Raw genomic sequence first — 17,147 nt, 5'->3', positions numbered from 1 at the left:
GCCATTGCCAATCTAGCTCAGTATCTCGCCACCTGACATCCCCCTGCTGGCTGTCTCACAGTCGGACATCCGCCATCACTTTGTCACATCACACGCCAGATACATCCGGCAGTTCTCAGCACTCGGCTCACCCTCTCACTTACTGGTCGCTCACCGGACATCCAGGTATCGCTCAGTCAGTTGCCTCTCATTCACCCTCGGTCGGGGACGGCCACGGGGACGGGCAGCCGCCACGGTCCACTCACCACTGGGACCCCCATCTCAGCACCCTCTCTAACCCCCGTGGGGGGTCCCCCTCATAGAGTGGTGTCGGCGTAGCCGGCTATGGCTATATCTAGTCAGATTATTAGGGCCTGTATGACTCAATATGACTCCCCCAACGGACCATCTCGGATGATATGGCTATATCCAGCAATATTATTATGGCCTTAGTGTGCCGGAAAACGCCAATCTGGCTATATCAAGCGGTATTATTATTGCTGTTGAGTCCCAACATTGGCCCATGCCACAGGAACCATTCGAGGGTGAAGGTCAGGATGGAAGCACAGAAGTGCCGTCGTTCAAGACAATTTCCCAATCACTTGGGAAACCCCGGAAAGAACTCCTCACCGCTTTCTTGGAAAGTGATAAGTCGGTTTTGAATACATCCCAACTGCGGGAGCACACGACGGTATCCAGCGGGAGCATCATCCACCATTTGGAGCGGCTGGTGGGTTGGGAATTGGTGGTCGAAGAGGGTGAGCGCGAGTACCACGGACATGGGGGGTCAAACGCGCGGACATGGGCACTCACTGACCGGGGTGAACAGTTCTGTGCGGACCACCTCGGAGCACCGCTGAGTGAGTTCGTGTCACCCTCGGATGTCGCGGAAATGAACGAGCAACTGACCGAGACCACAGAGCGCGTCGGGAAGATGGAAGATGATCTGGCGATACTGCTTGACGCGGTGGCCGATATTGGTGAAGGGACCGGCCATATCAGCAGCGAGGTAGCAGCGAAATTGCGGAGTAAATCTCAGCGGATCAGTTAGTCGTCGCCCTCTACCATACTGCTCATTTTATCATCGAGCACACCGCCTTCGGATTCCTCGGGAGCGGCTTCTGCTGGTTGATCGCCGGTCTTCGTATTCTCGCCGTCCCCTTTGTCGTCCGGCTGGGGGTCCGGTTCGTCCGTCTCTCCAACGCTGTCGGCGGCGTTTTTGATTTCCAGATACAGTTCCGGGATTGGCAGGTTCTCCTCGTCGTCCCGATAGAGTTCGAGATCGGGCGGTGAGAGGGGTATCTTCTCACCGTCCTCGTCACGCTCGGGCTTCGGAACGGTGATGATGTCCCACTCAACATCGGCTAGATCACCGTCGAACTCGTATTCGGGGATGGCCGGCGGCTTGATCGTCCGGTCGCCGCCGTCGGGATACGCTTCGGCGTCGGTGAAGATGTCGGCTACCGTGTCGAAGCGGGCGTGTTCGGTGTCGTGAGTGTCGCGCAGGATATACTCACCTGTCTGGTCGTCGTAGACCCATACGTTCTGTGCCGCACCGGGGCGGGTCATTTTCTCTCCGTCGATGTTCAAGTTTCGTGTGAACGTGTAGAAGCGCTGCTCGCCGTCGACGGAGTGGTTATCGCGAACACATGGCTCCTCGCCGGCCACCGTGTCGTAGATCGCGTCGGCCTCTCCCGGCCGACAGATGAACAGGCATCGGTGGCCTTCGTTGTGCGCTTGTGCGAGGTTCGAGATCGTCTGCGAGGGCTGAGTCTGGCCGGTCGAATGCTCGGATTCGATAAACGCATCCTGCGTCCCCGCGAGACGGTTGAGCATCGGATGCTGCTCACGATAGCTGTTGATGCGCTCGGCAACTTTGTCGTGATCGTCAACGTCGAGATCGTCGAGGTGGAGCGCGTCGTCGAGCATGGCGAGGCCGTCGGGCATGGCCCCGCCTGTCTGCTCGGGGATGTCGAAGGCGAATCCTAACTGTGTGAACGGCACGTAGGCGTCGGCCATCTGCTCCCAGTGTTCTTTCCCGCCGTCGTTTTCCTGATGGCCGACGTTCATGAAGCTCTTATCGAGCGCTTTCACCTCGGTCTTGACCTCCTCACCCTCCTCGATGGTGTGCTCGCGATCGTCGAGGTAGGCATCCGGTAGTTCTTGGAACACGTCGCGCCATGCCTGCCCGACAGTGTTGATCTGCTCGCCGCCGGGGAGATACCGACGCAAGCGGTCAAGACAGTCCTCGACGGCGACGAACCCACCGGGGTTGCCCTGCCATATCGACTCGTCGTAGATGACTTTCAGCACCCGATTACGAACGTTCTTGTCCTCCATGTCGAGTTCGTCGGGCAGCGCTGCGTCGGCGTCGATCGTGCCGGTGCTGCCGCCGGTTGCGTTGACCAGCATCTCCTCTTTGATGTCGCTGGTCGAACGCACGGGCTGGCCGTAGCGCTCCTGTGATTCGGCGATCATCGCGTCGGTTTCCTCGTCGGAACGGACGTTCTCCTCGGAGAGCGCTTCGGCCGCTGGCGGGAACGTCTTGACCTTGTAGGAGTCGGTTTTGTCGTCCTGATCGTCGTGGGTCCGCATGTAGATGCGGTACTTCGACAGCTCCTCGATGTCCTCGGCGTCGATGCTTTTCGAGTGCTGGTGAGCGATGTCCTTGGCGTCCGCAGGGTCGCCGGGGTCGAACGTCAGGAACGTCTTACAGTTGCCCCGAATGGCCTTCTGAATGCTCTCGGGGATGCCCACGTCGTTACCACCACCCGTATCGAGGTTCTGAGCCGCGAACGTCAGCGAGAGACCGAACGAGCGGGCTTCTCGCAGAATGTTGTGGATGTTCGACTGCTCGCTCACGACCTTATCGAACTCGTCGCACACCACGTAGAACTGTGGCGGGTCCGGGTGGTCGTCGCGGTTGGTCTGCTCACGGATCGAGACCCACAGCCGCCGGATGAGCGCCGTCGTGATGAGACGCTTCGGCGTGTCCGCACCTGAACTGTTCCGTACGACAACGATCTTGCCCTCGCGAACGATGTCGTCGATCGAGATCGTCGTCGACGGGTGGCTCGCGACCGAGCGGATGGTACTCGAAAAGATCCATTCCCAGAGCCGCCGCGAGAGCGGTTCGAGATCGTCTTGGGAATACTCGGAGATGACGTTCGTGGCCTGCTGTATCCACTCAATTCGCTCCTCGCCCATCATCTCGTGGATGCGCTGGCGGCCTTCCTCGTCGGCGAGAAGGAACGCCATATCGAGCATCGTCACGGTCTCGTCGGTACGGACTTGGTACTCGGCGAGACCCCGGACGACGGCACGGGTAATCCCGCTCATGCGCGGTCCCCAACTACTACCGTCGCCGGACTGAGCCAGTAGCGCCTCGAAGTCGTCTGCGAGAGCGCTGACGGCGCTATCGAACGCCTGACTCTCAGGGTCGGGGTCCTCAAGCGGGATTTCGAGGAAGTTGAATCCGACCTCGTACTCGGCATCCGCGCCGATGTCGATGAACACGAGGTCGTCTTCACGGTGGTCGGGCAGCAGTCGAACGACATCCTTGGCGTCCTGTCCTTTCGGGTCGAAGAACAATCCACCGTGGCCGCGCTGCATGATCTGGCGGAAGAAATTGATGAGCAGCGTGGTCTTCCCGACACCCGTAGAACCGCCGACAAACTGGTGAACGTTCAGTATCTCGGGTTTGATGCCAGCCTCGACCTCGCTGCGCATGCCGTAGCCATACCAGTAGGGTTCGGTCGGGTCGGTCGTCGCAAGCAGCGCTCGCTGGCGCTCGGTGAGCGATGCCGTAGCCCTGTCGAGGCCGACTTCATCCCAGTCGAACCGGGGTGTGCGCGGCGGAACACCCTGTCCGGCGGCGGACATCGAGTGGTCGAACTGCTGGAGCGCGAGGTTGGTCGGGATTTTACAGACTCCGGTGAGCGTATCGACGGGGAACGTCATTTTGCGGTCGGTGTATTCCCGACTGGCGGCGTGCTGAAGCACGCGATGAAGCTTCTTGCCGGAGGGATTGACCGGGACAAACCCTTGCTGGAAACGGCTGTCGTAGAAGTTGCGGAACATCCCGGCCGTATCCTGCACGCGCTTCTGTGCTTCCTCCCGATCGTCGCTGACGGCGATGATCCGAATACAGAGATGGTAGCCACGCATGCCGCGCTGCTGATCGAGCAGCTGGGCAACGTCCGATCGGCTGGCAGTCGGCTCCTCGCCCGTGCCGGTGAATCGACTCCCACTTTCCTCGTGTTCACGGCGACGGCGACGTTCTTCGCGGCGTTGGTGGCGTTCGGTCATGCCGGCCTGCTGGATGGGTTCGGCGATGGATTTGCCGACCTCGCCCCAATCCATCGACCCACCGCTGTCCTTGCCGGTCACGGAGTCGATCGTCTTGTCGATCCCATACCACCAGTTGTTGCGATCCCATTTCGCCGTCGAAACGGCCGGTTTGATGACGGACTGTACGAGCACGTCGCAATCGGGCCGATGGGCCGCGCCGACCATCTCGCGGGCGATCGAGCGGAACGGACCGATCTCGAAGTGCTCGGGATCGAGCCGGAAATTCTGTATCGGTCGCAGGCGCTCGAACTCCTCGCGCTGGCGGAGTTGGAGCGTCGTGCCGGACACGTACTGCCCGGCTTGGATTTCGAGAAATGCGGGGTCAACTTCACGGGTATCGCTATCGGCGTAGTGCGATTGCACCTGCCGATCGACTAGCTCGAAGCGCTCGTCGGATTTGGTGGCGACACGCGACTGCAATAGCTCGGTTTCCGCGCCGTAGTGTAGCTCGAAGGCGAACGGTTCGGATTTGTTTCGCATGCCGAGCATCCCGGTACTGGGATCATGGAGCGCGGTGAGTAGCTTCATGCCGCGCTCTAGCCCGTTTTCCGTGTTCTTGTACGGGCGGACGGTCTGAAGGCGGGCGTCTCGCGAGCGATCGTAGAGGTCGGTCGCGAGCGTATCGCCGACTTCGATCACCGACGGGTCCGAATCACCGCTAAAGAACGATGTCAGTCCCATTGGCTTTCCCTCCCGTCAATCACGTTCTCGTCGGCTTTCGGGTCGATCCACTCGGGGGCGCTCTCGGCATGGAGAGCGACCATTACTGCGGAGAGCCGGGTGGTTTTCCCGGTGCCTGTACGTCCGGCGACGGTGCGGTGAGCGGACGATTCGTCCACGAACGGATCGTCTTCTGAGGGAATATCTTCAGTCATGGTTCGGGTTCGGTCGTGTCGGCTGTTTCGTGGGCGATACTGCTCTCGGCGGCGGATTCCTCGCTCTCGAAGCCGGGGGTTGCATCGTCGGAACCGTCCTCGACGGGGTTGTGTGAGCCGGAATCGGCCGCGTCGTCGGTATCGGTGTCGGTAGACCCGATGAAGGCAACGGAAGCGGGGGAGGTGCCGCTGAGGGCGATGATCTCGACGGTGATCTCGCGATACGCTCGTTTGGCGACGTACACTACGTCGCGATGGGCGAGACCGTACACGCGAAGCATCGTGTAGGGCACGGCGACCGGAAGGACGATCGCGATGATGGCGGTGACAGCGACGTACAACTGCCACGGTGCCGAGAGTATCGCCGTCGCCGCTGCGAGCGCGAGGGCAACGATGACCGTGAGTGCTCCAATGACGGCCACTCCAATCAAGCGGGCTGCATGGCCGAGCGCACGGCGTGTCTCGGCGTTCAACACCTGATCGCGGTCGCGCTCTCGGTCGGCGAAGCTCTCTGAATCGCTGTCGAACACCGCTACTCGCCTCCGGTTCTGGCTCCCATGAGCCGCGGAAGCCATTGCTGGCGCACGCTCTCTACCCAGTCGGCAAGCCACAGTGCGAGCGCTACTGTACCAACCAAGGCGGCACCTGCGCCACAGAGCGCCGCGACGGTCATTCCAAGGCGCGGAACGACGGCCGGCGACGGTCCATACAGGTAGAGGTGCGTCTGAGCGAACGCATACGCGAGGAATGCCCGTCCAAATGCCCATCCGAATAGATGGCGATATTCCCGGCGGAGGCGGGTATGAGAGTTTGTTGAGGTCATTTCATTCCTCACCTCCCGCACCGTCGGCCATCGCAGCTTCCAGCGATTCGCTGCATAGGTCGTTTGCGCTCTCGATGATCGTCTCGGCACGCGCAGCACCGATGCCTTCCACGTCGCTCAGGGCGCTCTCGCTGGTGGCTGCCACGTCTTCGACGCTCTCGAAGCCGGCTTCGCGGAGCACGTCGGCCCGATCGCCGCCGACCTCTCGGATGTCGGTGAGCACGGGCTGACTGTCGGCGCTCTCGCGCGATTGCTCGGCTGCATCGGCGCTCTCATCGGCGTCGGAAGCGTCCGACGGCTGTGGTGCTTCGGGCTGATCGTCGTCGTTCTCGCCGCTCTCGCTACTGCTCTCGGCGTCTGCGGCGGCCTCGTCGCGCTTGTCCGTTGTTTCGGGTGATTCGATCACGGACGGCGACCGACCGAGAGTTTTGGCGGCATGCCGCCGGATGAACACCGCTTTGGGCACGTCGATGCCTTCGACCTCCGCGAGAGCGCTGTTGTCCGCCTCGAAAACGTCCTCAACGCTCTCGAAGCCGGCTGCTCGAATATCGGCGGTCATCCGCGCGCTGATTGTCCCATGAATATCGTTCAACTCGGGATCTTCGACGGAACCGATCGTGCTGTTACCACCGACGACGCCACTCACTGAGTCTTTCAGCCGGCTCGCGATCCCGCCGGATTCCTGGCTGTCGTCCGGCTCACTGGCGTCCGGGTTGCTGGGTTCTGTTTCCTCTTCACTGCTGGCGCTCTCGCTCGGTGAATGAGCACTGCCGGCACCGTCGCCGGGCACGGTATCCACGTCGGAAACGTCGGTTGTGACCGTCCGGCCGTCGGCAAGCTCGGTTTCCGTTTGCTGCTCGTCGGTCTCGGTCGGCATCGACCACGACCACTCGGTGACATCGCGGCCCGTGCGGTCGGTGTACCCATCGAGATATGATAGTGGGTCCGAACCGTGGTCGGTCGGGTCGTACTGGTTCATCGCGAACTCTCGGGGATTGAGCTTGTCCGAGAAATTCACGTCCATCCGATAGCTGCCTTTCTTCTGCGTTTGCAGGAGTGCCTGAGCGGTCGGGTCGCCGGTCGAAGCATCGTCGATATACTGCTGTTCGGACTCGCTCATGTCGAACTCGCCGGCCCAGTCCTCGTTCATCTCCTCCAAGTAGTGCCAGATTTTGACCGACATGAGATTCGTCAGCGTGCTCGCGCTCTCGGTCAACTGCTGGCCGCCGTCGTCGCTCTCGGTGAAGAACTCCTCGACCGACTGGGTGGCCGTAATCATCGAGAGATCGGAGTGGCGAGAGTGTCGGTAGCCCTGTTTCAGCGTCTCTAACGACGACGAGTTGTGCAGCATATAGTGGAACTCGTCCATCGCGAGCGCCATCGGTTCGTCACTCTTTTTGGCAAGTTCGAGGACTGCCGTGACCAGCGGCCCCATCATCAGGCCGGCGGTGGTCTCGCTCTCGTAGTTCTGCAAGTCGAGATACAGCACGTCGATCTCCTGAAGGTCGGGGATGCTCGTCTCTTGGGAGAGGTGGGCGAACTCACCGTCCTCTTTCAGCGCGCCGATGTCGTTCTGATAGATGTCGTTGGCGGTCTTTTGCAGCTCGTCTTTCGAGAGGTCAACGTCGTCGAGTTCGTCTTCGACGTGTTTCTCGGGATCACGGATCATCTCCAAGAAGATCGGGAACACGTCCTCGGCAAACGTCGGACTCTCCTTGTCGTGAGTCTCGGGGTTCTGGGTGATCTCGCGCTGGCGATACGCTTTCTGAATGGCCTTGCGCCATGTTCCCTGTTTGTCCTCGAAAGGAATGCCCTGATAGTCGTAGAAGCTCCGTATGAAATCCATCGCCCGGCGGATCGCGTTGCGATAGGGCGCTTCCTCGCCGATTTCTTCCAGTTTCTCGGCGGCTGTCTCCTCGATCTGGAGCGGGTTGATCCCCGTATCGGAGCCGATCACGACGCGGTCGCCGTCGAACAGCCATGTGAACCCGGCAAACTCCTCTTTCGGGTCGATGATGACGACCGGCATATCGGGATTGCTCATTTTCAGCCGGGAGAGCAGCCGCGTGACCGTCGTAGTCTTGCCCGACCCGATAGTGCCCCATACGCCGACGTTGAATCCTGTCTCGCGGTTCTGAAGATCGAGCACGATGGGGTCGCCCGTGTCCTCGTTGATGCCGAGTTCGATTCCGCCGGGTTCGATGAGATTCCGCGCGGTCCACGGAATGAGCCGCGAGAGACCGTCGCCGGTCATTTTCGTTTTCCCGCCCATGAAGTCCTTACAGGCGGGCGCGGCGGTCTGATAGCCGAGTTGGGAGTGGTATTTCAGCGGCTTGGCGTCGGCCGACACGTCCTGCATCCGCGAGCGAATCTGCTTGATTGCCGTATCGAGCGTGTCCGGGTCCGGCGCTCGTACCTCGATATACGTGTGCGAGGTGTAGAGGCCGTATTCGGAGGCTGATACGGTGTTCTGGGTACGTTTGATGTCGGCGTACTCCGTGGCTGCCTCCTCGACAAAGTAATCGGGAATCCACTTGTTTTTCGCGAGGCTCTTGACGCGGCCTTTGAGCGAGTCGGCCGCTCCCGCGAGGTTCCGGTCGGCTTTCCGTTCGTTCTCGCCGGTCAGGTGTGTCGAGAGCGTCACGTCCACCTTCGGCATTGAGAACGACACAACACGATCGAAGAAGCCGTGAGCGGGGATTGCGGGCCAGTCGCGGACCTCAAGCGTCTGCGTGTAGTATTCGCCGTCGATCTCGCCGTACTCGCCTTTCACTTCGTCACCGTCGGTGTGGCGCTTGTACGAATCGGGCGCGAGAGCGGTTTTGTACCGCCACGAGAGTTCGTCGCCGTCGGCCGCGAGGCCCACGAGTACGTCTTCATTCAGTTCGTCCGCTGGCTGGTCGTCGGATGTGTTGGCTGCGTTGCTCATTGTGAATCACCTTGCTGGTCGCTGTCGGTCGTCTGTTCGGCCTGTTCTTGCTCGCTCTCGCTGGCTCCACCATCGGTAGCGTGAACGCTCGTCGGTGACGGCGACGGTGTAGACGGTGAACCAGCACGATCGCGGTTGGTGATGTGATCGTAGCCCACGTCGTGTACGGGGTCGCCGGCTTCCTCGCCACCCGGAACTGGCGAGCCACGGATCGTCTGTGTGAACTCCTCGTGCGCGCGGACGTTCGTTCCTCGGTAGTAGTCCGCGACAACCTCGCTGAACTCCTCGGACGGGAGGATGTTGGGCGTCAGCCCGTCGATGCGGCGTAGCTCCCGTTCGAGATCGTCGGCCCGGCGTTCGAGCTTGTTGATGAGTGTCGCCGTGTGCTCGTCAGAATTGCCCTGCTGGTAGAGGCGGTATTTCTTGACGAACCAGCGGAAAACGGGCACGCTACCGAGACCGCCGGCCTGCGAGGAACGGTCGATCACAGCCTCGCCGGGATCGACGCTGACGATGATGTAGTGCTCTCGAATGCGCTTGGTATCCTCGTAGAGGTTGATCCCAGCAGCGCGCTCGTTGGCGATGTCGGCGAGAATCTGTTGGCGGATCGCATCGACGGTCGTATCCTCGCCCTCGGCGCTCACGAGCCGGTCTGCCTGCGACTGGTACTCGCGGGCGCGGTCTTTCCACTCCGAACGTCGGCGCTCGAAGTTCGCTACGCGGGTCGGGGAAAACCACTCGGCGTCGTAATCGACCGTCCCTTCAAGCGCGTTGGCGACGGCTTTCTCGGCCTTCTCTTTGACATCGGTGGATTCCAGGCGGAGCGCGATTGCCCGAACACGGATACCGGCGATGAGTCCGCCGTCGTCGCGCTCGATGGCGTATTCGCTCCGGAAGGGCTTCTTGTGCGCGACGAGTTCCTGCGTCGGCTGATAGTCGCCCGCGCCGATGATCGGCCAGTCGCGAACGAGCGGTAAGCGTGCGAACCGGCCGAGCAGTGAGTCGTTTTTCGGCTGTTCGAGTCGGCTTTCGTCGGGAGCGCTATCGTGAATCATCTCTTGTTGGTGAGCGTGTCGAGAAACGACTGCCTCGAAGTAGTCGCGGGCGGACATGTCGCCCGGCGATGCAACTGTCGCGAGAATGCCGAGACCGGCGAGCACGGCCGTCGCGACGAACCCGTACAGTTGGTTCTGGCCGGTCAGAAAACTCGACGATACCCGGAACATGACCATCGCCGGGATGAGCATGAAGAACAGCCAGACTTTCGAGTAGCCCCACAGCGTCGGGTCTTCGGAGTAATCAGCGAGGATTTTTCGTTCGGTGTCGTCCTCGCTGACGGTCTCGTGGATGTCGTTGATGAGTTGGCGTGGATTCTGTTTCATTGGTTAGCGAGTTTCTCGCCCATCGTCATGCGCTGAGGATGGTCCTCGAAGTACGATTCCTTCATCGACGAGGGGTTCATCGGGTCCTGATGGTTGGATTGTTCTAGATCGCGCACTTGGCCGGCGGTCGTGGTCGATCCACCCGCCGGGTCCATGCTCGCGATCTGCTCGTCGGAGAGTTCGCCGTCGCTCGGCAATCCAGTAGTACCGCCGTCGGTACTGACTTCGACGGCCTTCTCGGTACGGACACCGGGGCTGGTATCGCCGGTCGCGGTGCCGCTACTGCCCGAATCGTCGCCGCCCCATCCGAGCTTGTCTTTGGCTGCGCTGGCACGGCTGGCGGCTCCGGCAGCGGCGGATTTCCCAGCGCGACCCACCTTGCCCGGAACTTGCAGGAACGTGTACGTCGTGATGCCGGGGATGCTCACAGCGAACAGGAACAGCGCGACTAAAACGAGCATCGAGACAATATCACTCTCCGTCGTGAGACTGACGGTAGCGGCGGCTTTCAGAACGATCGCCATTGGAATGACCATCGTGAGCAGGTTGACATACTGCCAGATGATGACGCTCGCGAAGCTCTTGAGCCGACGCCACGGCGAAACGTACAGTAGCAGCAGTAGCACCGGGAATACGTAGGGGAAGAAATACTGAAGCGCAATCCGGCGCAGGCCGAGTTCCACCCCCATGCTGAAGATGCTCGCTAGTATCCCGCCCGCTCCGACGAAATACGCGCCGATAGCTCCGGCGCTTAGTTTCGTCACATTGCCCCCGAGAGCTTCCATCGCCTGCTCAGAGGGCCGTAACCAGACGGTGATGTCGTTGACCGTCCCGTGCATGAACGTGATAATCGCCCATGACGAGACGTACAACAGCAGAAACGCAGTGAATTTCAGCATGAGATTTTTCGCCTGAAACCTCGACATGAGCGGGTTGACCATCAGCGAGATACCCATGATAATCACCGCCGTTCCCAGCAGGTAGTTCAACACTGGGTAGAGCTTGTCTTTGAGCAGCTGCTCATACAGTGGTTGGAACGGCTCGTTGGTCGGCTCGCCGAGAATGTTGTGCCAACCGTCGTTCTGTGGCACTGAGGTTGAAAACGCGAGGTCATAGACCTCACCGAGAATAGCCCCGGCCCCCTCGCGCATCGAGTCAGCAAGCGATTTGAGTTTCTGATCGAGCAGGCCTGGAATGTCGATGTCAATCTTCGGGACTGGATCATGCTGTTCGCGTTCGCCGACGTACTCCATAATGATCTGGCGGCGCTGCTTTTTGCGCTCGCTGTTGGCAGCCTTCCCAGCACCGTTCGCACCTGCGATCAACTGCTCGAACTCGTCGAATTTCTTGTTAGTCTCATCCTTGTTGAGATCGTCCGTCACGATCGACAGCAGAAGCTTGTTCGCGTTGGATTTCTGCTGTTTCGAGAGTTGCTTGTAGCCGAGGTTTTTCGACTTGAACTCGCTGATGATCTGATTGACCGACTCGTTCGACGTTGGCCCCGAATCTCCGTTACCGTTCCCGCTGCCGGCGTTTCCAGCAGAATTACCGTTGCCGTTGCCAGCATTTCCAGCGGAATTTCCGTTCCCGCTACCAGCATTTCCGTTCTCGCTACCAGCATTTCCGTTCGACCCGCTGCCACCGTTGTTCGCGGCGGCGACCGGTGCGGGGAACGAGCCACCACTGGATGCTTGGTTGACTTTGTTGATGACGGATTGTGGGCGCTTTTTGATCGTATCCGTGAGCCGAGTCCCCGACAATTGGGTATCGACGTTCTGCTTGAACGCGCGCGCAAGGATATCGACTTTATCGGTATTCTTCCGCATAGCTTCCTGCGCCGCGCCCTTGTCCATCCCCATCACCTCGTTGATCCAGTTGCGGAACTCCTGTTTCGTGACAGAATCACCGCCTCCGGCCTGTTTCCCTCCGTTCTGCTGTTGGGCAGCGGCAGGTGGCGCAGCGATGGCTCCGGCGATCGTACTCACGAACAGGGCAGCGACGAGCACGATAGCGACTGTGCGACCGAGCGTATCGTCTTGATCGGTTGAAAATGGCGAAGAGTCCATGATGCGGGTGTGAAAGCCGATTAGCGCTGATTAGTTGCCACCCTCGCCGCCTCCGCCGCCACCGCCGGTACACTGAGCGTCGAGGTTGACATCGGTTGCCTGATCAGCGAGGTCAACCAGTGCCGGGCCGATCACGAGGAACAGCACCCCGACGATGACGCTACCGACGAGGGCATTCCCCCAACTGTTCGTCCCGCGCATGGGGATCATCTTGAGCACGCCAGCAACGAGCACCATCGAGACGATGATCGTCCCCGCTCCTTGCGTGATCATAGAATGAATGTCGCTCAGAAACGACAGCGGGCCACTCTTACAGCTGACCTGAGCGGCTGCGGGACCGGCGAATACCAACATCAGCCCCATCGAGAGCAGCGACATCCGCCCCTTGCGGGAACTGGTTGCTTTCTCGCCGAGACGTTCGAGACCGATGAACGACCAACTGGCGAGCGCTGCGGGGATCGGTGCCTTCCGATAAGCGACCTGCTTGATCGATGCGACCTGATTCTGAACGTCTGCGAGCGTATCTGACATGGGTTATTTCGGGCATCTTCGTGAGTGATGCCGTTAGAATTGCTCCCTTCCACATAAACAAAAGAATAAAGAGACATGTCTTTGGTACAACAAATAGAATTAGTACTATAACAAATCGAATAATACCAATTAGATTTTCTGTAGCAAAGACACGACGCTTTATTTACTCCTATATTCAGCAGAGAGAGAGGATATGGGAGATACCGATACCGTGACTGAATCAGATATCGCACCACTGGCCGAGCAAAAAGAAATCAGCGAGATATTTCGTGAACCCTCTCCCGCTCAAGAGGCTCTTCTTTCAGTGTTCAACCTGCAAGAATCACACATCCGCGCGTATGTCGCCGTGGTCGAACATCCTGAAAGTAGGGTTGATGACATCGCCGAGGTGGTTGATCGGCACCGTCGCTACGTTGCGAAATCGCTGCGGGCATTGTTCGATGCTGGCCTTGTAAATCGTGAAAGAATGACATTTGACTCGGGTGGTGTCGGACACGTCTATTGGCCGGTCGCACCCGAACAGGTGAAATCGCACTTCCAGAACGAACTGCGGGAATGGCTGATCGACGCACAGGCTGAAATCAGCAAGATCGACCGGCGAATCGAGACCGATACCGACTCACTGTGCTGCGGTTCCGAGAACGAGGACTGAGCATGAACAGACAAGGACATACTGGCATGACTCTGCTGGCGTTCGCACCGCTGGCGTACCTGCTCGCGAGCGACGGCAAGCTCCTGCTCGCGGGCGTATGCTGGCTCGGGATTCAAGCGGTCGAACCATTGCCCGACCGTGATTTTCAGGTGCCCGGACTGAACCACCGCGGGGTCAGTCACTCGCTGCTGGCCGTGTTCGTCGTCGGGGTCGTGCTCGGCGGGATTGGCTGGCTGCTCGGCGGGTTCGGCTTTGACCTGTTGTATAGCCTGCTCACGACACTCGTGGACATCTGGGATTGGGTACTCGGCTACCTGCCGGAGCTTTCGACGGCGTTCCTGACGGGTCTCATCCCGAACCTGCCGCCGGGCGAGATCGTCACGACGCTCGAACAGCAGGCCGGCGGAAGTGTGAATCGCTGGTCGTTCGCGCTGTTCGGGTTCGTGATTGGTGCCTATGGTGTGGTCGCACACTTACTCGGCGACGTGATTACCACTCAGGGTATCAGGCCATTCCTGCCGTTCTCACGCTGGAAGCTTTCACTCTCGCCACTACGGGCGGACAGTCCGACAGCGAACTCCGCGTTGTTCGGTGCCGGGATGGTCGCTATCGCGCTCGTGGTCGTCCTGACCGTCCCCGGACTGATCCTCGGCGGTGGGCCAGCGGCCCTCCCGCCGATCGGTGTTGCTGACGCTCAAGGGACGATTCCGCAGCCGACCGACACCCCGAGCGCCAACGCTACCAACGCGAGCAGTAACGCGACTCCGCAAGCGAACGCGACAGTCAAACTCGACAGTACGAACAACACGACTGCGACGAACGCAACCATCACCGAAGCGACTCTCCCCGATGGTGGATTCGTGGTCCTGCACGGCGAGGGGTTCAATCAGAGCGGGACACTCAGAAGCACCGAGATCGCCGCGTCGGGCTATCTCAAACCCGGCACACATCGGAACCTCACTCTCCCGGTCGGGCAAGGTGTTCCGGGTGGCTCGAACGTCTCGCGATTGAACGATACCAGGACGAACCTCTCGCTGGTTGCCTATCAAGACACGAATAACGACTCACATTTCGGATTCATCGCCTCGAAGGGTCGCAACGATACACCCTACGAAACGGCCGAGGGGAAGCCGGTGTCCGATACGGGCACGCTCGTTTTTGAGGGGAACGTCGAACGGGTCGAACAGCAATCACAGCCACCAACGGCAGCGCTCTCGTTTGCCGATCAACAGCTCCAACAGCGGGATGGAAATGATACCGTTGTCGTACGGAACGTCTCGCTGGCCGAAGGCGGGTTCATCGGAATACATACGGCGAGCTTCCTGCCACCGCTCCAGAACCCTCTCGACAGCGCTCTCGGCCACTCACAGTATCTCACGGCCGGGAACTATTCGAGTGTCACCGTCCGGTTCCCGTCTGGCTCGCTAGCAGGGAATCAGACGCTCGTTGCGGTGCCGTATCTCGACACAAACGGCAACCAGCGCTACGATTACACCCGGAGTGGTGGCGAAACCGACTATGCGTACATCGAGCAGCGGAACAATTCGAGGGTTATCGTCAACGAGACCGCCGCTATCGGGGTCTCACAATCACTCCAAGCGACACCGGCCGCCTCGACCACGGTTTCGGAGAGATCGGGTGAGGACACGACCGAAGGGAATGCAACGAGGAACGCAACCAGCGGTGTCGAAGGCGAGCAGAACGGTCTGCTCTCGGGGAACTCGCTGCTGTACGTCCTCGGTGGGATTCTCGCTGTGGTGGTCGTGCTCACTGCCATCGGCCGGCTGATGCGGAGGGGCTGATTCAATGGCGACAGCACCCGACACAGCCGCGAACGACGGCACACAATCGGGGACGTTCACCCGCCGACAGTTCCTCGTCGGGGCCGGAGCAACAGCCGCGATAGGTGCTGCTCCACTCGCTGCGTCCGACCCGGTCCGCGCTGCCGATCGGGGTGATGCTCCGGCGGACATCCACGGCGGGGCGCACATCAGTCTCGACGGCTACCATGAGCTAGCCAATTCCGAGCGATTGCAGCAGCAGAAGGGCAATGACTTTCAGTTCGATCAGCGCGTCGATGCGGTCGAAGACCTCGGCTGCGATCCAAACGGGGGGAAACCCGTACAGGATACGCTAAACAGCAAGATCAAGGACGGAATGCTGGTCGTCTTTCCAGAAGGAACCTATGCGGCGACCGGCACGATCAATCCGGGTGCCGACCGCTTCGGCATTGTCGGGAAAGGCTACCAGCAGGCGACCAAACCGCCGAAACCGGGCGGAGAAAGCGTCGTTTTCAACGTCAAGGCGAACAGTCCATTCAAACTGTTCAACGTCGGTGCGAAAGAAGCTCTCATCGGCAACTTCGTCATCGACCAGCGGAAAGGAGCGATGGCAGGGGTAACGGCGCGCTCGTCGGGTAACGTCCGTGTTCGCGACGTTCGGACGGTTGGTGCACAGACGGCCGTGGGGAACGGCGATAGCACGCCGTTCTTTTTCGAGCCGTTCGCCAGAGGTGGCGATTCACTGATCGTTTTCGAGCGGTGCGTGGCGAGAGGCGGTGGGATTCCCGGCACGAAAAATATCGGCGGATCGGCTGGTGTCGGCATCTTCCAGCGGAACGGCGAAACCGGACGCATCGTGCTGAAAGATTGCATCATCGAGAACATGCCCGACAACGGTGTGTACGGCGCTCGGACGACGGCGGAGGTCATCGTGCTCGGCGGTCTTTATCGGAACAACGACGTGTCGCAGGTGCGCGTGAACGGTGAGGCACGGGTCGATGGCGTCACGATCGTCATTGACGAGAAAAACTACACGGGTCTCAAGAGCAAGTCGAACGCGAACGAGCGGGGACCGGGCTGGCCGGGGACAAACGGCCTCAAGCTCGAAACGGACTCGACAGGAGCGGTGAGTGGTGGGACAGTTGTGAAAAACTGCGATCTGCGGGCCAACTCTGTTGCCGACGCCGAGCAAAGCAACCTCGGCGGGGTGGTCAACTTCTTTGCCAGCGCTGGCGCTGCAACGCTGGACAACTGCCGGATCACGAACAACGTCTCCAGCACGACAAGCATCATCGCGAGCAACCCGAGCAGCGCCCCGGAGAAAGTAGCGATCACGGTCAAGAACTCGGTTATCCAGGGCAACGGCGCGGGCCAGAATGCGGCCGTGAACATCAGCAGCCGCCCGCGCTCGATCGTCAAAAACACCTGTCTCAGCTATCCCGACGCGAGCAAAGACGACATCAAGGGCGCAGGCGCGTCCAACGTGAGCTTCGGCCAGCAATGTGAGAGCGGGGCTGGCCTCAAAGCACCGCAGAAGGTCGGCAGCGCCGGCAACCTGAGTTCACTGCCCGCGCCGAGCGTGAGCTACAATGGGACTGGTGGGAGTGCTGCCCGTCGTCGCAAGAAAAAGAAAGGACTGCTGAAGAAAATCATTGGGAGTGTCTTCGGCGGATTCCTCCTAATCATCTTCCTGTTCCTCGGAGCGATCGCGTTTATCGTCGTAGGGGTGCTGGCCGGATTCGGTACGCTCGCGGCACTTCTCGGCGGCGATTGAAGGAT

General features: G+C 60.1%; 11 protein-coding genes. 4 read left to right on the top strand and 7 right to left on the bottom strand.

What is annotated here, in order from left to right; all coding sequences use genetic code 11:
* Positions 1–433: 433 nt before the first annotated feature.
* On the top strand, positions 434–1,030 hold the full coding sequence (locus MUK72_RS19300) for a hypothetical protein (RefSeq protein ID WP_244706828.1): 597 nt from the start codon (positions 434–436) through the stop codon (positions 1,028–1,030).
* Here the strand turns inward: MUK72_RS19300 and MUK72_RS19295 are convergent.
* From MUK72_RS19295 to MUK72_RS19265, 7 genes are all read right to left on the bottom strand, one after another.
* Positions 1,027–5,010: a type IV secretory system conjugative DNA transfer family protein gene (locus MUK72_RS19295; RefSeq protein WP_244706825.1), complete on the bottom strand. Its 3,984-nt coding sequence runs from the start codon at positions 5,008–5,010 to the stop codon at positions 1,027–1,029. The genes MUK72_RS19300 and MUK72_RS19295 overlap by 4 nt on opposite strands.
* A complete protein-coding gene (locus MUK72_RS19290) occupies positions 5,001–5,204 on the bottom strand; it encodes a P-loop NTPase family protein (RefSeq protein ID WP_244706823.1) in 204 nt (67 codons plus the stop codon). The genes MUK72_RS19295 and MUK72_RS19290 overlap by 10 nt, the downstream gene beginning before the upstream one ends.
* Positions 5,201–5,734 carry a hypothetical protein gene (locus MUK72_RS19285; protein ID WP_244706821.1) on the bottom strand — a complete coding sequence of 178 codons (534 nt, stop codon included), beginning with the start codon at positions 5,732–5,734 and terminating at the stop codon, positions 5,201–5,203. The genes MUK72_RS19290 and MUK72_RS19285 overlap by 4 nt, the downstream gene beginning before the upstream one ends.
* Before the next feature lie 294 nt (positions 5,735–6,028).
* Positions 6,029–8,956, bottom strand: coding sequence for a helix-hairpin-helix domain-containing protein (locus MUK72_RS19280; RefSeq protein ID WP_244706819.1), 2,928 nt, complete (start codon positions 8,954–8,956; stop codon positions 6,029–6,031).
* Entirely contained in the window at positions 8,953–10,338 is a 1,386-nt protein-coding gene (locus tag MUK72_RS19275) for a TraC-like domain-containing protein (protein WP_244706816.1), read from the bottom strand. Before MUK72_RS19275 ends, MUK72_RS19280 begins: the two co-directional genes overlap by 4 nt.
* Positions 10,335–12,404 (bottom strand): TrbL/VirB6 family protein, encoded by a 2,070-nt coding sequence (locus MUK72_RS19270; protein WP_244706814.1) that lies wholly within the window; start codon positions 12,402–12,404, stop codon positions 10,335–10,337. The genes MUK72_RS19275 and MUK72_RS19270 overlap by 4 nt, the downstream gene beginning before the upstream one ends.
* Before the next feature lie 30 nt (positions 12,405–12,434).
* Positions 12,435–12,935, bottom strand: coding sequence for a hypothetical protein (locus MUK72_RS19265; protein WP_244706812.1), 501 nt, complete (start codon positions 12,933–12,935; stop codon positions 12,435–12,437).
* Between the two features lie 193 nt (positions 12,936–13,128).
* Here MUK72_RS19265 and MUK72_RS19260 point away from each other — a divergent pair, with 193 nt between their 5' ends.
* Genes MUK72_RS19260 through MUK72_RS19250 form a run of 3 tightly spaced genes read left to right on the top strand, consistent with a single transcriptional unit; the run spans position 13,129 to position 17,142 of the window.
* A complete protein-coding gene (locus MUK72_RS19260) occupies positions 13,129–13,587 on the top strand; it encodes a helix-turn-helix domain-containing protein (protein ID WP_244706810.1) in 459 nt (152 codons plus the stop codon).
* A 2-nt stretch (positions 13,588–13,589) separates the two neighbouring features.
* Positions 13,590–15,389 (top strand): DUF7282 domain-containing protein, encoded by a 1,800-nt coding sequence (locus MUK72_RS19255; RefSeq protein ID WP_244706808.1) that lies wholly within the window; start codon positions 13,590–13,592, stop codon positions 15,387–15,389.
* Positions 15,390–15,393: 4 nt separating this feature from the next.
* The gene (locus MUK72_RS19250) at positions 15,394–17,142 is read left to right on the top strand and encodes a hypothetical protein (RefSeq protein WP_244706805.1); all 1,749 of its coding nucleotides are present in this window, start codon (positions 15,394–15,396) and stop codon (positions 17,140–17,142) included.
* Positions 17,143–17,147 lie beyond the last annotated feature (5 nt).

It is taken from the genome of Halococcus dombrowskii (genome assembly GCF_022870485.1).
Classification (GTDB): domain Archaea; phylum Halobacteriota; class Halobacteria; order Halobacteriales; family Halococcaceae; genus Halococcus; species Halococcus morrhuae.
Note: the sequence above shows the minus strand (reverse complement) of the source record. Positions and strands in the feature narration are given on the sequence as shown.

Bases quoted from the DNA above. Each gene is read 5' to 3' on its own strand.
- MUK72_RS19255 (WP_244706808.1), top strand. From the start codon at position 13,590: ATGAACAGACAAGGACATACTGGCATGACTCTGCTGGCGTTCGCACCG.
- MUK72_RS19250 (WP_244706805.1), top strand. From the start codon at position 15,394: ATGGCGACAGCACCCGACACAGCCGCGAACGACGGCACACAATCGGGG.
- MUK72_RS19290 (WP_244706823.1), bottom strand. From the start codon at position 5,204: ATGACTGAAGATATTCCCTCAGAAGACGATCCGTTCGTGGACGAATCG.
- MUK72_RS19275 (WP_244706816.1), bottom strand. From the start codon at position 10,338: ATGAAACAGAATCCACGCCAACTCATCAACGACATCCACGAGACCGTC.
- MUK72_RS19270 (WP_244706814.1), bottom strand. From the start codon at position 12,404: ATGGACTCTTCGCCATTTTCAACCGATCAAGACGATACGCTCGGTCGC.
- MUK72_RS19265 (WP_244706812.1), bottom strand. From the start codon at position 12,935: ATGTCAGATACGCTCGCAGACGTTCAGAATCAGGTCGCATCGATCAAG.
- MUK72_RS19280 (WP_244706819.1), bottom strand. From the start codon at position 8,956: ATGAGCAACGCAGCCAACACATCCGACGACCAGCCAGCGGACGAACTG.
- MUK72_RS19295 (WP_244706825.1), bottom strand. From the start codon at position 5,010: ATGGGACTGACATCGTTCTTTAGCGGTGATTCGGACCCGTCGGTGATC.
- MUK72_RS19260 (WP_244706810.1), top strand. From the start codon at position 13,129: ATGGGAGATACCGATACCGTGACTGAATCAGATATCGCACCACTGGCC.